15 protein-coding genes are annotated in these 19,453 nt (G+C 47.5%); 3 read left to right on the top strand and 12 right to left on the bottom strand.

Annotation, left to right across the window (positions count from 1 at the left end):
- Nucleotides 1-8 precede the first annotated feature (8 nt).
- The 9 genes from HQM11_00430 to HQM11_00390 form a co-directional block, all read right to left on the bottom strand.
- Nucleotides 9-596, bottom strand: a complete 588-nt coding sequence (locus HQM11_00430; GenBank protein MBF0349462.1) for an AgmX/PglI C-terminal domain-containing protein — start codon at nt 594-596, stop codon at nt 9-11.
- A gap of 249 nt (nt 597-845) precedes the next feature.
- The gene (locus tag HQM11_00425) at nt 846-1,193 is read right to left on the bottom strand and encodes a hypothetical protein (protein MBF0349461.1); all 348 of its coding nucleotides are present in this window, start codon (nt 1,191-1,193) and stop codon (nt 846-848) included.
- Nucleotides 1,194-1,428: 235 nt separating this feature from the next.
- On the bottom strand, nt 1,429-2,661 hold the full coding sequence (locus HQM11_00420; GenBank protein MBF0349460.1) for a hypothetical protein: 1,233 nt from the start codon (nt 2,659-2,661) through the stop codon (nt 1,429-1,431).
- A complete protein-coding gene (locus HQM11_00415; protein ID MBF0349459.1) occupies nt 2,630-3,319 on the bottom strand; it encodes an ABC transporter ATP-binding protein in 690 nt (229 codons plus the stop codon). The genes HQM11_00420 and HQM11_00415 overlap by 32 nt, the downstream gene beginning before the upstream one ends.
- Before the next feature lie 11 nt (nt 3,320-3,330).
- Nucleotides 3,331-4,299: a Uma2 family endonuclease gene (locus HQM11_00410; protein ID MBF0349458.1), complete on the bottom strand. Its 969-nt coding sequence runs from the start codon at nt 4,297-4,299 to the stop codon at nt 3,331-3,333.
- Between the two features lie 135 nt (nt 4,300-4,434).
- A complete protein-coding gene (locus tag HQM11_00405; protein MBF0349457.1) occupies nt 4,435-5,277 on the bottom strand; it encodes a Uma2 family endonuclease in 843 nt (280 codons plus the stop codon).
- A gap of 14 nt (nt 5,278-5,291) precedes the next feature.
- A complete protein-coding gene (locus HQM11_00400; GenBank protein ID MBF0349456.1) occupies nt 5,292-6,515 on the bottom strand; it encodes an ABC transporter permease in 1,224 nt (407 codons plus the stop codon).
- A 4-nt stretch (nt 6,516-6,519) separates the two neighbouring features.
- Nucleotides 6,520-7,740: an ABC transporter permease gene (locus HQM11_00395; GenBank protein MBF0349455.1), complete on the bottom strand. Its 1,221-nt coding sequence runs from the start codon at nt 7,738-7,740 to the stop codon at nt 6,520-6,522.
- Between the two features lie 11 nt (nt 7,741-7,751).
- Nucleotides 7,752-8,510 carry an outer membrane lipoprotein-sorting protein gene (locus HQM11_00390; protein MBF0349454.1) on the bottom strand — a complete coding sequence of 253 codons (759 nt, stop codon included), beginning with the start codon at nt 8,508-8,510 and terminating at the stop codon, nt 7,752-7,754.
- A 208-nt stretch (nt 8,511-8,718) separates the two neighbouring features.
- On the opposite strand from HQM11_00390, the gene uvrA reads away from it, so the two are divergent.
- The 3 genes from uvrA (at nt 8,719) to HQM11_00375 (ending at nt 15,776) form a co-directional block, all read left to right on the top strand.
- On the top strand, nt 8,719-14,136 hold the full coding sequence (gene uvrA, locus HQM11_00385; protein MBF0349453.1) for an excinuclease ABC subunit UvrA: 5,418 nt from the start codon (nt 8,719-8,721) through the stop codon (nt 14,134-14,136).
- A 79-nt stretch (nt 14,137-14,215) separates the two neighbouring features.
- Nucleotides 14,216-15,460 carry a hypothetical protein gene (locus tag HQM11_00380; GenBank protein ID MBF0349452.1) on the top strand — a complete coding sequence of 415 codons (1,245 nt, stop codon included), beginning with the start codon at nt 14,216-14,218 and terminating at the stop codon, nt 15,458-15,460.
- Nucleotides 15,461-15,491: 31 nt separating this feature from the next.
- Nucleotides 15,492-15,776, top strand: coding sequence for a hypothetical protein (locus tag HQM11_00375; GenBank protein MBF0349451.1), 285 nt, complete (start codon nt 15,492-15,494; stop codon nt 15,774-15,776).
- A 47-nt stretch (nt 15,777-15,823) separates the two neighbouring features.
- Here HQM11_00375 and HQM11_00370 read toward each other — a convergent pair whose 3' ends face one another.
- The 3 genes from HQM11_00370 to HQM11_00360 are packed head-to-tail and all read right to left on the bottom strand — an operon-like array spanning nt 15,824 to nt 19,307.
- Nucleotides 15,824-17,107, bottom strand: coding sequence for an adenylosuccinate synthase (locus HQM11_00370; GenBank protein MBF0349450.1), 1,284 nt, complete (start codon nt 17,105-17,107; stop codon nt 15,824-15,826).
- A gap of 59 nt (nt 17,108-17,166) precedes the next feature.
- Complete coding sequence (locus HQM11_00365) at nt 17,167-17,970, bottom strand: pyrroline-5-carboxylate reductase (protein MBF0349449.1); 804 nt, start codon at nt 17,968-17,970, stop codon at nt 17,167-17,169.
- Complete coding sequence (locus tag HQM11_00360; GenBank protein ID MBF0349448.1) at nt 17,970-19,307, bottom strand: response regulator; 1,338 nt, start codon at nt 19,305-19,307, stop codon at nt 17,970-17,972. The genes HQM11_00365 and HQM11_00360 overlap by 1 nt, the downstream gene beginning before the upstream one ends.
- Nucleotides 19,308-19,453: the final 146 nt, after the last annotated feature.

Genomic DNA, 19,453 nt, shown 5'->3' with positions numbered 1-19,453 from the left:
CATCCGGATTATTGTGCAGGATTGGTTGCCGCAGGAACTACTGGTGCAGGAACCGCTGGATTTGTTCCTGAATCAACAACCGGAGCTTTCACAGAGGGCGTTGACGTGTCCGTCTGTGTTTCAGGCACTTCTTTCTTGAAGAAAAATTTGTAGACCACGTATTCATTGCGTCCGCTGGGTGGTGGCGGAGGAAATTTCCATTCATTGATCTGGGCAACCAGACATTTCTCCAACACAGGATGGTTGATTTCAGAGGAAACTACTTCAGGATTAACCGGAGTTCCATCCGCTTCCACCTGCCAGTCCACAACCACTTTGCCATCAGTCACCGTTGGCGTCGGTTCTGATGCCAAAAACTGATTGTAACAACCATTGAGTTCTTTCCATTTTTTGGCAATGGTGTTGTTGACTTCGTTACGAACATAAGGTGTTACCTCACTTTTTCGTTGAGATTGCTGGGCAGGATCTGTGCGATAAATGACCTGTTGCTCAGGTTTACGTGTCACAAATAAAATTCCAAGAACAACAACAGCGAGCAACAGGACAATGATTAAAATGGTTTTGGGGTCTTTGACAGGTGTTTGATTTTCCGGCATGACTCAGTTCTCCTGAAATAATGAGAGTTGCATATATTTTTCGAAATGGTTTTCTAACCGATGAATTAATGAACATTAAAACAACAAGAATCAAGAAGATTAAACCAGGCCAATTCCACATAGCCCAACGGGTTTAGGCAACAACAGAAAGGCGAATCTATTGTCTAGAAATTGGTGGATACCTCTGTAGGGTTATCCCGTTTCTACCAGACTGGTGCATTCTTCCATTTTAAATTCACACATAAATTATCAGTGCAATAACGGCACAAACCTTTCACAGCTACTGAAAGTTTTCCGGAACCATTCATGGTCAAGCGTGACAGGAACGGATGCCGCAATCTGCAGAACATTCAGTGCCACCTTGTTTTCGCAGAACGGATCATCCCTGATGGCTGGCATGACCCGATTGACCGCATCCTGCAACAATGTCACCATATCATCCTTCATCAACGTTCCCGCGAACAATCCCGCATGGTGATTATTGGTCAACCGGAGAATGATCCGTGATAAAAATAGACAACTCCCAATTCCGAGAAGACTATTGAGCAGGTATGCCCGTTCCGGGATGGTTCCCCCATTGCTCTGTCGGGATGTCACTTTCAAACTTTTATGGATTGAAAATTAAACAAGATCCGAAACAAAAGCGATCACCAGCTATAAACATATCCGGAATTATGTCGGCCTTCGCGTGTATGACAGAAGCCTGATAAATTCTTAGCTGGCTTTCGCTTAAACTGACTAAAACCTTTAAGGTGCGAAGAGTGCTGGCTTGAGTTTCGGATTTTAATAACAGTTGAGTCCTAACCCCGCATAGCCGTTGCGTGCTACGTCACTACAGGTAATATCTTATTGCCATGAAAATCAGGTTTTCGGATTCACCGAATTCGGATTTGGGATTGAGGGGATCTCCGGAGGAAAGGCCTTGTGCCAGAAAACCGCCCCATTCCACCATGACGTTCTCATCGGCGCTCCATTCCAGTTGTGGACTGATCAGTGCAGAGTGATCTGCCAGATTGAGGAACAGCGACGCGCTGGCATTCCACAGAGGATGGATCTGATAGCTGAGCACCGGAATGAGATAGGATGGTCCCATCAGGGAGATGGGGGTCTGTTGATAACGGTAGGAACCGGTATTCTGGAAATAATTTGCGGGTTTGTTGACCCCAGCTTCATTGCGATGATATTCCAGTGCGGTGAACCAGTCTTCATTCCATTGATAATTGAATCCCAGCGTCCACAGGGAAAAAGGATGCTCCTCCTCTTTCAGAAAAAAAGACCCGCCATCAAACACGAGTCCGACATCGCCAGGCAACGCTGTTTGCAGAGACAGTCCCAGCATTTGATGTTCGCGAAATAAAGCCAGCATGGGGGTGATATCGGTGGATTCCACAACAAAATGCAATCGGGCATAAGCCCCGTTATTTTCCGAATTGCCATTTTTTCCCAGCAGATATCCCACATCCATTTCAGTGGTCGGAGAAATGCCCCAAACCATCCGTAGCGCATCGACACCCACCCGGTATTCACCATCCAGAGAATTGAACCGGAGCGGCACAAAAACATCGGTGGGGTTGATGGTCTGGGCACCACCAAAGGCCACGGTCTGTCGGCCCAGGGTGACATCCAGATTTCCGGCATGGCAAGCAAGTAGCATCCGGTCCAGATTTTGTGTCAACAGGAGATGTGCATCATCCGTGTTTTCGAGAGTGTCCGCAGTGGGATAAACCGGATTGTTCAGATCGTCAAAACGGTAGATGGATGAAGAGTCGCTTTCAACAGAAAAAAAGGAGGATAATTGCTGAAGGTGATTGGCCCAGACGGGGCGAAGTTCATACGCCATTTCCATCAGGCAATCGGCGGACACTTCATGATTGGCCTGTAAACGCAGGCGATTCCACCAGAAGCTGTTTTCCGCATCATCGGTTTGACGGGCGGCCATGCTACGGAAACTGGCCGTCCATTCCAACGCATGAAGTGGCGGGGTTGCACAAAACCCTATCACCATGAAACAGAGAGCAAACCGTTTCAGAAATTTATCGGCGTTCATCGGATTGAATATGGCCATCTTCCAGAATAATGAGACGTTTGGCGATTTTCATGATTTTTTCATCGTGAGTGGAAAACACAAAAGTCATGCGTTGCTCTTCATTGAACTGGCGCATCATTTCCAGAAGTTGGTGTCCAGTATCAGAATCCAGGTTGGCAGTGGGTTCATCCGCCAGAATAATATCGGGATGTGAGACCATGGCCCGGGCAATTGCCACCCGTTGCTGTTGACCACCTGAAAGCTGATGGGGGAAACGGTTTTCCTTGCCTTCCAGTCCGATTTTTTTCAGAAAATCCTGCACACGTTGCCGACGTTCCGCGACAGGGCGTCCCTGGATGAGCATGATGTATTCAATGTTTTCCATCACAGTCAGCACCGGAATCAGATTATAGGCCTGAAACACCAACCCCACATGATTACGCCGGAACAGGGTCAACTCGGTTGAACTCATGCTTTTCAAATCCTGTCCGGCCACCTTGATTTCGCCATCAGACGGCACATCCAGTCCGCACATGATATTCAGCAGAGTGGATTTGCCCGAACCGGAGGGGCCGACAATGGCGGCAAAATCGCCACGCTGAATGGACACACTCACACCACGGAGAGCCTGCACCTGAATTTCGCCTTCACCAAACGATTTGGTGGCGTTTCGCACTTCAATCACTGTTTCTGTCATGAGTTCCTTATTCACTTTTTCAAGTCCAGAAGTTGCCGAAGTCGCTGTAACTCGGCTTCGGCTTTATCGGCCCGTTCTTTTTCGGCTAAGGCCCGTTGTTTTTCTTCTTTTGCTTTTTGCCGTTCTTCTTTTGCTTTTTGCCGTTCTTCTTTTACCTTCTGCCGTTCTTCTTTTGCTTTTTGCCGTTCTTCTTTTGCCTTTTGCCGTTCTTCTTTTGCTTTTTGCCGTGCGGACTTAGCCTTTTGTTTTTCTTCCAGGGTTCGTTGTTTTTCTTCGGCCAGTTCACGCGCATAATCAGCGATCACCCGATCTTTGCGCGTTAATTTTTCATTGAGTTGATGCATCAATTCATTGGCAAAGGGTATTTCCAAACCGTCAGGAACCGAGAACCGGAGTTTGTCTTCCTCAACTTTTAAATAAAGTCCGAGAATTTCAGAAAAGACTTTTCCCTGCGAGGATTCAATTGCTGTGTAGGACTTTTGGAACAATTGATATCCATGCAAAGTCAGTAATTCCGGATCAAATATAAAGTATTCCGGAATCGCCAGACGCGCATAAAGATTGAGTTTTTCCACCCTGTCTCTGCGTTTTGTTTCTTTTGATAAAATTTCCAGCGCGAAATCAAGCCCCTTGCCCTCTCGCATGACATTCCAACTGCGGCGATGATGTGGTTCTACATCAAAAACAACCAGCAAATCCGGATAAAAGGCCCGCTCGCCGGGATAGAGGGTGTGCAGATCCGAGGCAATGAATGCGGTCTTTCCCTTTCCTTTAAAAAAACGTCGCAACACCTCTGTCGCTGACGCGCGTGAATCAAAATGTACCGTCGTTTCTCCCATCAAATTGAATTCTTGTTCCAGCGCGGCAATGATGGAAGATTCCTTGTGATCTTGCTCAACAGGAGACATTTGTTCCCAAACCTCCCGTGTTGGAACCATAAGCGGATCTGTTGCGCTATTGCGATCAAGATGTGAACCCATAAAGTCTCCTCGATGATATCTTTTGAAAAAACGTTTACATGTATGTTCCACAAGCCAGAGTCAACACACTCCATAGTGGTTCTCCGGCACACTGATTAACAGGTAGAGCTGAGCCATTCGCTGGTTTGAAGTTCCTCACTTTTTTAAGTCCAGAAGTTGCCGAAGCCGTTGCAACTCGGCTTCGGCTTTATCTGCCCGTTGTTTTTCTGCTTCGGCTCGTTGTTTCTCATCCTCGGCTCGTTGTTTTTCATCCTCGGCCCGTTGATATTCCTCGTCCAGGTCTCTTGCATAATCTTCGATGATCCGTTCCTTGTGCAGAAGTTTTTGATTGAGTTGCTCCACCAACTCATAGGCAAAGGGAACTTCCAAACCATCCGGAACGGAAAACCGTAATTTATCCGCCTCAACTTTCAAATACAGTCCAAGGATTTGTGAAAATATTTTTCCATCCTCCGGTGGAATTTCCTGATAAATTTGCTGGATAAGCCGGTATCCTTTCAAAGAAAATAAATCAGGGTCAAAAATAAAATATTCCGGAATCTCTATACGCATGTAGAGATTGAGCTTTTCGACCCGATCCTTGCGCCGTGTTTCCCTGGATAAAATTTCCAGAGCGAAATCCAGTCCCCGTCCTTCCCGCATAACATTCCAACTGCGGCGATGATGTGTTTCCACATCAAAGACAACCAGTAAATCCGGATAAAACGCCCGTTCTCCCGGATACAATGTATGTAAATCCGAGGCAATAAACGCTGTTCGGCCTTTTCCCTGAAAGAAACGGCGTAGAACTTCCGTTGCTGACGCACGGGACTCAAAATGAATCGTTGTTTCTCCCATGAGACTGGATTCCTGTTCCAATGCGGCAATGATTGACATTTCCTTTTGTCGCCGTTCGACAGGTGACATGTTTTCCCAGGCTTCACGCGTGGGAACCATTAACGGATCAATCTCCTGACTATTTTCAACAGAGATGCTCATAGGTTCTCCTTTCTTCATAATTTACGCTTCCTCAACGCTTCCACCGGCAAAATGCGGCTGACCACCCAACCCGGATAGATCGCGGCCAACAACGTACAGATCACTGCCCAGACGGGATATTTGATACATTGGTACAGGGTCCACTGCGGAAATATTTTTTCCTGAAACGTGATGCCGCCAAAATCAATGCCGGAATAATCAATACCGACATACCCCATGAGAGTCATCAGGATTGCCGACAGGATCAGCCCGCCAATCACGCTGATTCCAGCCAGACACACGGTTTCATAAAAAATCAGTTTCAGCATTTGTCGGGGGGTGTTTCCGATAGAACGGAGCACGCCAAATTCAAACATCCGTTCATACAAGCCCATCAAGAGCGAGTTCATGATTCCCAACCCTACAATAAAAAACAGAATCGCGCCGATGATGCCCATGCTCATATCAGAGGTCTGCATCATGACATCCAACGAGGGCAGAAGCTTGTTCCAGGTTAATAACTCATTCTGTTGTTCGGGATCGTCCAGTTTGGCAGGAAACAACGGCTGTCCCCTGGCGTCAAGTTTATCGAAGCGAAGGGCAATTTCATGGGCTTCTCCCTGAAGTCCTACCATCTTGCGCAACATTTCAATGGGAACCAGCACCACTGTTTCATCCAGTTGTTTTTCACCCAGATGAAAAATCCCACTCAACCGGAACAATTCCTGTGCCATTTCATTGTTTTGGGGTTCGACCGCTGACATCACCAGACGGTCGCCAAGACGCAATTCCAGTTTTTCCCGGAGTTTTCGGCCCAGAATGATTTCGCGTCCATCTGTGGAAGTCAGATAGTTGCCTTCAATGATGCCTTCATCAAATTTGGAAAGGGATTGCTCGGTTTGAGGATCAACCCCATAAATGGTCACAGGTTCCGTGCCACCCGCGCCGGAAAGAATACCCTGCACGACCAAACGGACGCTGAGGTGTGTGATTTGGGACTGTTGTTTCAACTGTGCCAGCACCAGGGGCAATTGATGGATTGTTTTTTCAATGGCATAATCATCCCGGAATCCTTTCCGGTGAACCTGTGCCTGCCCAATGAACGTTTCCGTGGCATTTTTGATCACGTTGCTGGTCATTCCCAGGAATAATCCATCCGTAAAAATCAGTGCGGCTATCCCGATCGCGATGATCAGCACCGACAGAAAGGTCCGGGTACTGTTTCTCCAGATGTTGCGCCAGGCCAGTTTCCAGAACATGATATCATTCTCCCCGAATGGCTTTGACAGGAATGGTGCGTGCGGCCTTGATGGCAGGATACACGGCCACAATCACAGCGGTTGCGATCGTTAATAATCCAGGAACCCAGAATACAAACCAGGACACTTCGGACACCATTTTTTCAAACACGATTCCGCCAAATTCGATGGGCGGGTCCACAGGAATTCCCGCTACTGTGAAATAATAATTCAGTCCCAGCGCCAGCACTCCACCGATGCCGCAACTGATCAGACTAAGCAGAAACATTTCCAGAAGGATCGCACGGAAAATGAGCCATGGTGCGGTTCCCAGAGCTTTCATCACGCCGAATTCGCTCTGACGTTCCAGCGTGTTCATCAGCACCGTATTCAGCACCACCACGCCCACCATGATCATAATCACGATGATCGAAACCCAATTGCCCTGCTTGTCAACCTGCATGGCTTTGTAAAAATCAGAGGCCACGACTTCCCACGGCTCAATATCCAGAGATTCGTCTGAAATCTTCTTGCTCAACACCTTGGTCTCACGTCGTGAATCCTTATAGCTGTTGAGTCGGATGACCACTTCATGGACCTGATTGCCCATCGTCAAAAACTGCTGGATCACCGACAAAGGCACATACGCCGTGTTGGCTGTGGAGGGATCGGACTCATTGCCCACGATTCCCGTAACCGTGAATAGATCATTCGCCATGGATCCATCGGCCCCCTGGGTGAGCAGAATGACTTCATCGCCTAATTTGGTCTGAAGCAGACGTTGCGCGCCGTATCCCAACAACAGAGGATTGCGGACGTTCACTTCATCAAAATAATTTCCGGTATGAACCAACGCCGTGATTTGGGACACCTGCGGTTCTTTTTCAGGATCCATCCCGATCAGGCGCACGATGGAGGATTTCTGTTCACCAAAGATCAGTCCCGCCGAATGAACCCGCGAGGAAAAAGCTTTGACGGCAGGTTCGTTTTCAAGAATTTGTGTAATTTCAGGAGTGACTTCAAAATTTTTATACAGCGTGGGACGATCCAGATATCCCTGCTGGTGGATCTGAATATGGCCGGTCTGGTTATCCGTTAACAGGCGAATAATGTTGGAATAACTCCCCTCGCCAAACCCCAGTGACAACGACAGTAGCATAAACGCCAGCATCATGCTTAACCCGCTGAGCAAGGAGCGGCTACGCTGACGGAAAAGATTACGAAACGCAATTTTAAATTCCAGCATGAAGTTTGATCCTAACGTCGTCGCAGGTTGCTGAAAGAAAACAGATCATCCTCAAATTGCGGATTGAATTCCATGTTCAGATAACGGATGATGGTTCGACTGTTCTTCTGGAGCGTTCTCATTTCCATCACAGCCGGAATTTTTTTTCCACCCATTTCACGCACATCGGACAAACTCATGGTCCGGATTTTTTCTCCGCGTTCATCAAAATAGGCATATTCCACCGGCAGTAGATCATCCTTGCGGATACTGAGTGTGACTTTCCCCCAGACCGTCACTGTTTCAGGTTGGGGGTGCAATTCGATGTAATAATACAAATCGGGATCGATTGGATGCGGAAGGAGTTGTGACACATAATCATCCTTCAGCGTATTTTCTTTCACCAGATCATCATTGGTGAAATCGGACCCCATCCAGGAATTCATCATCATGGAAGGTGGAACCTTGATCACCCGGCCGATCTTTGGCAGGAAATTCCACATCTGGTTATCCAGTTTCAACGTCTTGACACCGGCATCTTTGACCGGAGCCAGAATTTCAATGAGCGTGTCCTCCATCCCTCGTGACCACATCCGCATTTTCATGGTGCGTTGCCAGTCAGGCGTGGTGATTTCCATTTCCACTTCTGAATAACTTTTGTCACTGCGATACAACCGGTCCACACGGTCCAGCAGATCATCGACCTGTTGATCCGCAAACGCAATAGAACCGCACAACAACACGCTTGAGGCACATAAAAGAAGCGACAGACTGAGCCATTTTTTTTTCATCGATGTTTCCTTTCTCCAGACCGCATTCCACATGAGAAATAATCAGCATTTTTTATAATCTATCGGCTCTTGTGACCTATAGTCAAGTGTCTGTCTCAAGGAAGTCCTGAACCTGTCTTGACATCCCACCTTGAGACGGTAAGCTTCGGTCTGGATTTTTCATAATTGGCACCTTCAACCTTCTCTTCCTCTCTCTTTGAGTCCTTCCATGTCAGAGCATAAATCCAGCGAAATTGTGGTCATCGGCGCATATGAACATAATCTGAAACATGTGAACATCCGGATTCCACGAGACACCTTGACCGTGTTTACAGGGGTCAGTGGTTCAGGCAAATCATCGCTGGCGTTTGATACAATTTTCAAGGAAGGTCAGCGCCGGTTTGTGGAATCGCTGTCACCCTATGCCCGGCAGTTTCTGGGACAGACAGACAAACCCAGAGTGGAGCATGTGGAAGGGTTGAGTCCGACCATTTCCGTGGACCAGAAAACGGTCAACCGCAATCCCCGCTCCACCGTGGGAACCATCACTGAAATCTATGACCATTACCGCCTGCTGTTTGCACGGGTTGGAGAACCTCACTGCCCCCAGTGTGGAGAGCGCATCACCTCGCAGACGCCTGCGCAAATCACCGATCATGTGTATGCCGACGCACGGGATCAAGCCTGCATGGTGCTGGCGCCCATGGTTCAGGAACGCAAAGGAGAATACCGCAAGGAATTACAGGACTGGCTGGCAGAAGGCTATATCCGGGCCAGAATTGATGGCCAACTCCGCCGTCTGGATGAAAAAATCACACTCGCCCGTTACGAAAAGCATTCCATTGATCTGGTGCTGGACCGCATGACATTGACGGATGATGAAAAAAGCCGGTTTGTGGAAGCCCTGGAAAAAGCCCTTCGCCTGGCAAACGGACTTGTTATTGTCAATTACGCTGAAAAAGACCATTTGTTCAGTCAACTCATGGCCTGCCCGAAATGTCAGATTTCCCTGCCCGAAATGGAACCTCGGCTATTTTCTTTCAATGCCCCTCAAGGCTCATGTCCCACATGCCTTGGACTAGGCGTGCTGAACACCTTTCATGAAGAAAAACTTTGCGATCCTGAGAAAAGCATTGAACAAAGATCTCTGCAATGCTTCACGGAACGAGGCAATATTCTGTTCACCAAAATTGAAATGGAACACATTGAAAGAATGCTGGAGGTCTTTGGCATTCCCGGCAATGTCCCGTGGAAATTGCTGTCCGGGGAACACCGAAATCTGATTATGCATGGCAATGCGTCCTTTGCGCTGGGGATCTCCAATGTATTCCGTTATCCTGAATCATTGATGAGTAAGCTGAATAAAAAACAATGGCCGGGCATCATTCCGATTCTGCAGTTTGTGTACAAGTTTGTGAAAGGGCCACTTGAAAAATTCCAGCACACCTCCGGATGCCCCGACTGCGAAGGAAAACGTCTGAACAAAATGGCACTTGCGGTCAAATTCCATGGACATTCGATTCATTCTCTCACCGGACTGCCGATTGAGGAATCGCTCCGGTTTTTCAGCACTCTGCCCCTGACACCCAGAGAACAGACCATAGGCCGGGATATTTTCAGGGAAATTCGGGACCGTCTGCTGTTTCTCAATGAAGTGGGAGTCGGTTACCTGTCGCTGGACCGTTCTGCCGCTACGTTATCAGGCGGTGAAGGACAGCGAATTCGGCTTGCGTCACAATTGGGATCAGGACTTCAGGGCGTGCTGTATGTGCTGGATGAACCTTCCATCGGACTGCATCAGAGCGATAACCAGAAATTGATTCATACCCTCAAAATGCTACGTGATCGGGGCAATACCGTGCTGGTGGTGGAGCATGATGAAGAAACCATTGCCGCCGCCGATCATGTCGTGGATATTGGCCCGACAGCCGGAAGTCTGGGAGGATATATCATTGCGCAGGGAACGCTGAAGGATATCATTCAGTCGCCTTCGATGACCGGAAAATTCCTGTCAGGCGCTGAAAATATTGTGATCCCCTCCCAAAGACGACAACCCTCAGATGTGGTTCTGACCGTTCACAAGGCAGAGTTCCATAACCTCAAACAAATCACTGTCGAAATTCCGCTGGGTCTGTTTGTGGCGATTGCGGGAGTTTCAGGTTCCGGCAAATCATCACTGGTGGATGGCATTCTGAAAAAAGCACTGAGTCGTCAACTGCATCGCAGTCAGGATGTTCCCGGCGCTCATGAAAAAATCACCGGCATTGAACACATCGACAAGGTGATTGAAATTGATCAGTCGCCGATTGGCAGAACACCACGCAGTAATCCGGCAACCTACACCAAGGTATTTGATGAAATCCGCAATCTGTTCACCAGTGTTCCCGAATCACGGGCTCGGGGCTACAAATCCGGACGGTTTTCCTTCAATGTCAAGGGTGGACGTTGCGAAGACTGTGAAGGCGCAGGTATCCAGACCATTGAAATGCAGTTTCTAAGTGATGTGCAGATTCCTTGCGATACCTGCGGAGGAAAGCGGTTTAACACGGAAACCCTGCAAATTTTTTTCAAGGGAAAAAACATTCATGAGGTGCTGGAAATGACCGTCGAGGAAGGCGCGGATTTTTTTCAGGCCATTCCCAAAATTTCCAACATTCTGCGTGTTCTCAAGGAAGTCGGACTGGGATACATCCATCTGGGCCAACCCTCCACCACTCTTTCCGGGGGAGAAGCACAACGGGTGAAGCTGGCCTCAGAATTACGCAAGAAAGCCACTGGAAAAACACTGTACATCCTGGATGAACCCACGACCGGACTACATTTTCAGGATATCCGCCTGTTACTGCAATGCCTCAACCAACTAGTGGAACAGGGCAACACCGTGTTGGTCATTGAACACAATCTGGATGTGCTGAAAACCGCGGATTATGTGATCGAACTGGGGCCGGGTGGTGGAAAATATGGTGGCGAACTGGTCGCTTGCGGCACGCCGGAACAACTGGCGTTGAAGGAGAGCCTCACCGGCAAGTTTCTGAAACCCACCCTGAAACTGGAAAAACCCTGGCTGACAGACAAATCTCATACTACTTCGGGTTCCAGAAACGCAACAACCGAACTGTCACAGGAGCGCAACATTGTAATCAAGGGGGCTTCAAAAAATAATTTACGGCATGTCAGCCTTGAAATTCCGGTCAATCAAATGACCGTCATCACTGGCGTCTCCGGTTCCGGCAAAACCAGCCTGGCGTTTGATACGATTTTCGCCGAAGGACAGGCCCGCTATGTGGAATCACTTTCTACGTATGCCCGACGCTTTCTGGGACGGATGGACAAGGCTCCGGTGGATTCCATTGACGGATTGGCTCCAGCTATCGCGATCAATCAAAAAAGTACCAGCCGGAATCCACGTTCGACCGTGGCCACCACAACCGAAATTTATGATTATCTGCGGCTTCTGTTTGCCCGAATTGGAGAACCTCACTGTCCGCATTGCGGTCAACCGCTGAAAGGCTACACGCCCACTCGAGTTGCGCAGGCCTGGCTTCAGCTTTTTCCTGAAGAACGTCTGGAAATTCTGGCGCCCTTGTATCGTCCGGGTTCCAAAAAAATCACACTGCTGGATGAGGCATCTCATTTGAAACAGGTTGTGGACCATTTGAAACACGATGGTTTTGCCCGGGTGTATGTGAAAGATCAACTGATCAGACTGGATGAATGGGACACCACCCACAAGAATCTGGTTCTTAAAAAGAAAGACAATGTGGATCTGGTGGTTGACCGGATCCACGTTTCGGAAATTGAGCAGAAACGTCTGGCAGAATCTGCGGAAGTGGCCTTTCAGAAAGGACATGGCATTCTCAAAGTGAGACGGGCGGATCATGCCAATCAGGAAGTATTCTTTTCAGAAAAACCCGGGTGCGTGGCCTGTGATTTTTATCTGGAAGAGGAATTGACACCACGGATGTTTTCTTTCAATTCGCACGTCGGTGCCTGTCCGGCCTGTGATGGACTGGGCCAGAGGGAAGATGAAACAACCTGCCCGACCTGCCTGGGACAACGCCTGAAGCCAGAATATCTGGCGGTTCGTGTCAATGGGAAAAATATCAGTGAATTCTGCGCGATGAATGTGCGGATGGCTCAAGCTGAAATCAATCTTTGGAAATTGTCTGAAAATCAGACAATTGTAGCGGAACAAGCCCTGAAAGAAGTCACAGGTCGGCTCGATTTTCTGGACAATGTCGGTTTGACCTATCTGACGCTGGATCAGCGGACAGCTACGCTTTCTGGCGGTGAGGCACAGCGCATCCGTCTGGCTTCACAGATCGGTTCGGGACTGGTGGGGGTGATGTATGTTCTGGATGAACCCACAATCGGCCTTCATTCCCGTGACACAGACCGTCTGCTCAGTACACTGCACAAACTCAGGGATCTGGGCAATACTGTCATTCTGGTGGAACACGATCTGGATACGATCCGCAGTGCCAACCATGTGGTGGATATCGGCCCCGGAGCCGGACATTACGGCGGACAGGTAGTGGCCTCAGGAACGGTGCCTGAAATCATGAAGAATGAAAATTCGCTGACAGGACAATATCTGAATGGTATCAAAACCATTAATGTCCCCGCAAAACGACGGCCTTTTTCTGAAGATGTATGCCTGAAAGTGCATGGCGCGGAAGAGAATAATCTGAAAAATATTGATGTCTCGTTTCCAATAGGTGTTTTCACTGTTGTGACAGGGGTTTCAGGTTCCGGTAAATCGTCACTGGTGATTGATATTCTGCAAAAAACTATTCAGAAAAAACTCAACAAAACCCGGCAACCTGTAGGAAAGCACCAGAAACTCAGTGGAGTGGAACACATTGATAAACTGATGGTGATTGATCAGGACCCGATCGGCAAGAGTCCACGCTCCAACCCTGCGTCTTACAGCAACGTTCTGGCACCCATCCGGGAGTTATTCGCGGAAATGCCTGAAGCCAAAAAGCGGGGATTCACCAAACGCAGATTTTCATTCAATGCAGTGGAAGGCCGCTGTCCGGCCTGTGAAGGCCAGGGACATGTGTTGATTGAAATGCACTTTTTGTCGGATGTGTGGGTCCAGTGTGATGAATGCAAGGGACAGCGCTATAATCGGGAAACCCTCAGTGTCACCTTCAAAGGACACACGATGGCCGATGTGCTCAACATGGAAGTGAATCAGGCTGTTGAACTGTTTGATCACCAACCTAGAATTCTAAGAATCTGCAAAACACTTCAGGACGTCGGACTGGGTTATATCAAACTGGGTCAACCCGGCAACACCCTTTCCGGTGGAGAATCCCAACGACTCAAACTGTCAGCGGAACTGGCCAAACGCTCTACAGGAAAAACGTTGTATATTCTGGATGAACCCACGACCGGACTGCACATTGATGACACAGCACGTTTGCTGCAAGTGCTGCATCATCTGGTGGATGCGGGCAACACGGTCATTGTGATTGAACACAATCTGGATGTGGTCAAAACCGCGGACTGTGTGATTGATCTTGGTCCGGAAGGCGGCGAAAATGGCGGTCAGCTTGTTTTCACAGGGACGCCTGAAGAAATAAAGAATTGCGAAACCAGCCATACAGGCCGGTTTCTACGACCATTTTTAATGGTTTAAACTCACTTGCCATAATTGAAATAAATGGTTATTTACTCTCTATGCCCTTTATTTGTAACCATTTTTTGAAACGTGCCCTATGTCCTACGATGAACGACAGATATTTAGACGATTGCCTGAGGTTGAAGAACCGTTTCGACTTTTTGATATCCTTCAAAGTGATCTGGACCGTTTAAAAGCTGACATGAAACAGCATTCTTCTGTCGGAATTGGTACCAAATTGTTCCGCAGAGCCATGTCCTCCATTTCCACCAAGACTCCTCAAGCGGATACTCTGGATATCACGGGCGCCCGCATCGCCAAATATTTCCCTGTTAAAAAAATGCAGGAGTTTTATGATGTCCTTAAATTTGATCCAACCAATTCAGAGGCACGCCTGGGTATGTTGGAACCTTTTGCAGTCAAGGGGATCAAGGGAAATCTGCTGGTGTATCGAGATGTTTTTTTGCATGCGATGCTGGAAGTTGAGGGTGTGCATATCACTCCGCACAAGCTCAACATCGCACTGATGGCACAACGTCGCTATCTGGATAAGTTGGTTGAATTTCTAAAGGATGAAATTGCGTATCTTCAGTCAAAAATTGATGAAGCATCCAAAAGCGGTCGGCAGGCCATGATCATTGAGCAGATGGAAAAAATCAAACGTGGAGGACGCTTTGTGGTGGAATGCTCCAACCTTCTGCGCGCCAAACTAAGTCATCAGGAATTCAGCCTGTCCATCCAGGATATATTGACCACACCACCGTCCAAAGAAGAAATCAATAATGTGATATCTGCCATGATGGGTGCGTTTGTTGTGTTGCCGCTGGCCCACTCCAATGGCCCAGGACTGACAGAAGCTATGAAAAAAGTTGTTCCCCAGTCCCCAATTGGTGCTTTTTATGAAACACGACGGCATCGTTATGCAGAAAAGCTCTATATGGCGGCATATGGCATGGGGGATAAAACAGCAGGAAATGAATGTGCCAAACAGATCGGCGCGGCTCTTAATTCCAGCAGTACCATGATGTCCCAGGTATCTGATCCACCGGTATCAAAACTGGAAAAAGCCTGTTTAAGGGAAAACGCACTGGTATGCCACATGGCCTTTCGGGATTCACCCGCCATCGGAAGACTTCCACCCGCAGATATTACCAAGCGCATGGAAGATGCCGTCAAGGTTCTGGGAAAAATTTCTGACGAACCCGGCGTTATTGAATTGCAGAATTCTCTCGGAAAACTGATGATGGACTATCAATCTGCCAAGGAAGAAAAAGAACATGAGAAGGAAAACACGCAGGATGAACAACAGGAGGATGAAAACACTGAGGAAGATGATGATTAAACTCCTGATTATTAACCCCTAAGGATACAATATGACAGTAATTGACGCACACCAGGACACTGAGGAAGCAATCAGTCCCGAACTGATTGCGGATAATACAGCCGATGCCGTGATCGTTCCAAATAATAAAATGATCGTAAAAGTGTATGGCCTGATTGGATATACTCGTTGTCTCGATTTACAGTTTGAAAACGACCATGTGATACCGGAAAATATTTTTATTTTCGAAAAGAAACGCTACAAAATTGCTTCTGTGATTGAAATGTCTCCCGGCCAGTTAGCACTGAATGCTGTTTCTGTGGAATACAGCACATGATTCTCCAGATCCTGAGCTTCAGGCTCAGGATCGTCTCCAGTTCCTGATCAAATCCAGACAGACTGATGCACAATCGTTTCTTCACGACGTGGTCCGGTCGAAATGATTGCCACAGGCACTCCGGTGAGTACTTCAATTCGCTTGAGATAGTTTTTCAGAGCTTGAGGCAAATCTTCATACTTTGAAATATTTCTGGTGGAACATTTCCATCCCGGCATTTCCTCATAAACAGGTGTCACCTGTTCCAGCCCGCAACTGGGAAAGCTATCCATCAATTGTCCGTTGCGATCTTTGTAATGAACCGCAATCTGAATAGTTTCCAGTTTATCCAGAACATCCAGTTTGGTGATCGCCAGGCTTGTCAGTCCATTGAGATCTGCTGCCTGTTTCACCAACACCGCGTCAAACCATCCGCAACGTCGTGGTCTTCCAGTGGTCGCACCAAATTCCTGGCCAGTGGTTCGCAGATAAACTCCCATATCATCATTCAATTCTGTAGGAAACGGGCCACTGCCAACACGCGTCGTGTAAGCTTTAACGATTCCCACAACAGACGTAATTTTTCCTGGTCCAATACCGCTGCCTGTGCAGGCGCCACCGGCAATGGTGCTGGATGAGGTCACATAGGGATAGGTTCCATGATCAATGTCCAGAAAAGTCCCCTGGGCACCTTCAAACAAAATCTTTTTCTTTTGTTCAATGGCTGTATTCAAGAGTGTTGAGGTATCAGCCAGATAAGATTTAAGACGAACATAATATTCCATATATTCATCAACAATCTGTTGCGCGGAAAAGGGAGTAGAATGGAAATGATGTTCAAACAGACAATTTTTTTCAGGAAGAATTTCTTCAAGTCTTCTTTTGAAATCATTCACATCATTCAAGTCTTCAAGGCGCACACCCAGGCGTCCGATTTTGTCCATATACGCAGGGCCAATACCCCGTCCGGTCGTGCCGATTTTCTGATCGCCTTTCTGTTTTTCACGCAACTGATCCATGGCCTTGTGATACGGCATCACCAGATGAGCCCTGCTACTGATTTTCAGGTTGTTTTCTACCGCGACACCCATTTTTTTCAAGGCATCGATTTCTTTGATCATTTCAGCAGGATCAATCACGACACCATTGCCCAGAACTGAAATTGAATTGCGCAAAATACCCGAGGGGATCAGATGCAAAATAAATGTTTTGTCGCCAAACATGACCGTATGCCCGGCATTATTCCCCCCCTGATACCGCACAACCACGTCGGCATGCTCTGTCAGAAGATCTACAATTTTCCCTTTTCCTTCATCGCCCCATTGGGTGCCTACGACAACCGTACACGTCATAATTCGTCCTGTTAAAAGTTAATGATTGATAAAACGAGAATCCGTTGAAAATTTGAATTTTATTGGCGGGAAAGTTCACGGGAGCGTTCGCACGCACGCTGGATTCCCTGTTGAATGGAAGGGCCGACATTCCGCGCCTCAAACACATTGAGTGCGGCTTCAGTGGTTCCCCCGGGAGATGTGACCTGTTTCCTCAAAATTTGCGGAGAAATTCCGGAATTTTCCCAAAGAAGAACAGCTCCTTTGAGAGTTTGCGCAACCATGGTGACGGCGTCTGTTTCATTGAATCCAAAGGCAAGAGCGGCAGAGACCATCTGTTCTGCCAGATAAAACAGATAAGCCGGACCGCTTCCTGAAACCGCCGTCACGGCATCCATCCAGGATTCATCCGGAACTTCAATGCATTTTCCACAGGCCTCCAGCAATTGTGCAATCGTCTGTTTTTCTTCAGGCAGAATGGAGCTTTCCGCATAATACGCACTCATGCCTTCCCCGATTTGTGAAGGCGTATTGGGCATTATCCGAACCACTCTTGCATGGTTCAGGGTTTCGCTGATGGTTTTAATGGAAACGCCAGCCATGATAGACATCACCACCTGTTTGGAATCCATGCCTGATTTGAGCGTTTGCATCACTTTAATCGCAATTTGGGGTTTGACAGCCAGCAGGATAAAATCATATTCCCGCAGTGTCTCAGAACAAGAATCCAGAATTTGACAGCCAAATTCCCCCGCAAGTGCTGCTCTTTTTTCCGCGTCAGGTTCCACAAAACAGACATCCGCACTCTGCACAAGTTTATTTCTAAAAAAAGCTCTGGTCATGGCACTGCCCATGTTGCCGCCTCCAATCACCGCAATTCGCATCAGGACTCCATGAACATGGTCAAAGATTTATCAAGCAGGTTGTATTCCTTGAGAGAGGAACGGATATCACACAGACCGATCATTTCCGTTTTTTGTCCGGGGGAAACATTGATGATGAATTTATTCAACGTCAGAAAAGACAGATACAAACCCAATCCCGCGCCTCCGGCTTTCTGTGATGGATTTCCCTGTTCTTCCAGACAGCGCCGAATTCCGTTGAATATATCCTGTTTGGTGATCGCTCCAAAATTATCCTGAATGGAAATACCAAAATAGCGACCGTCATAGGCATAGGACAAAATGCACTTCTCACGCTCGGTGCAAGCCCGTGAACTGGTGCGTTCCGTGGCACGATACAGAGGAGAGCCATCGGCTTTCACCGGCGCATTATACAGCGCATTGGATAAAAACTCATCCGCTACATTTTCCAGACGGGAGATGAAATGATTGGAAATTTTCAAACTTCGGAGAAATTCCGACATCCGTTCAATAAACTGAAACCGGTCATCCGTGTGTTGCGTGACATGCTGGATCGGTTCAAATCCCCAGCGCAGGTATTTTTCCAGCCCGAAAATATCACGACTGAACAATTTTCTGATTCCGACCAGAAATTCGGATTCAGAAAAAGTGTTATTTTTGAAAACAATGCTGTCGATATTGGGAATATCCAGCAAAATGCTCATTTGTGCCATATCATACTGCTCAAGCACACAGATGCTTTTCATGTGCGGAGACAGGCTTTGAGTTTCCCGATGAAATTCAGGATTGGGCATTCCACCTTCTTCAATGGATCGCACCATCAGATCAAACGGTTGCTGACGCAGGATCTCCAACGCTTCGGCTTCGGTTGCGACCACGACCAGATTGCCTTGTGTCGATGCCAGAGCGCGCCTCAACTGGTTTTTATTATCCCGGTTTGTTACCAGAAGAATAGCCTTGTTTTTGACACTGACAACCCGACCTGTGATCCGTTTCGCGGCATAACGGGAAATAACTTCAAAAATATTATCCAGATCAAACGGTTTTTCCAGAAAATCGATTGCGCCTTCTTTCAACGCGGTTTTTACAAGAGGCATATTGGGATCGGCTGTCATGATGATGACAGGAATATGCGGTTTGAGGTTTTTGACTTTCTTGAGAAAGGTTACCCCATCCATTTCAGGCATATGAATGTCTGTCAGCACAATATCAATGGGTTCAGATTCCATGATTTTGAGAGCATCCAGTGCGTTTTTTGCTGAAATGCATTCGTACTGTGTGGAAAGAATTTTTTCCAAAAGGTACAAAATGGTTTCATCATCATCAACCACCAGAACTTTGTAAGACTGATTTTTCATGTGTGGCATCTCCTGAAACCTTGAAACGAGAATGACGCATTAAACGCTGTCTTCAATAAAGACGCAGATAAAATAAAAATTTTGTAATTCAGTGCCTCATCAAACATCCTGATTCGATGATTCCGCATTTTTTGATTTTATTTTCC

This window comes from SAR324 cluster bacterium (assembly GCA_015232315.1).
Lineage (GTDB): Bacteria > SAR324 > SAR324 > SAR324 > NAC60-12 > JADFZZ01.
The sequence above is the reverse complement of the archived record's forward strand: the minus strand, read 5'-3'. Positions and strand labels throughout refer to the sequence as shown.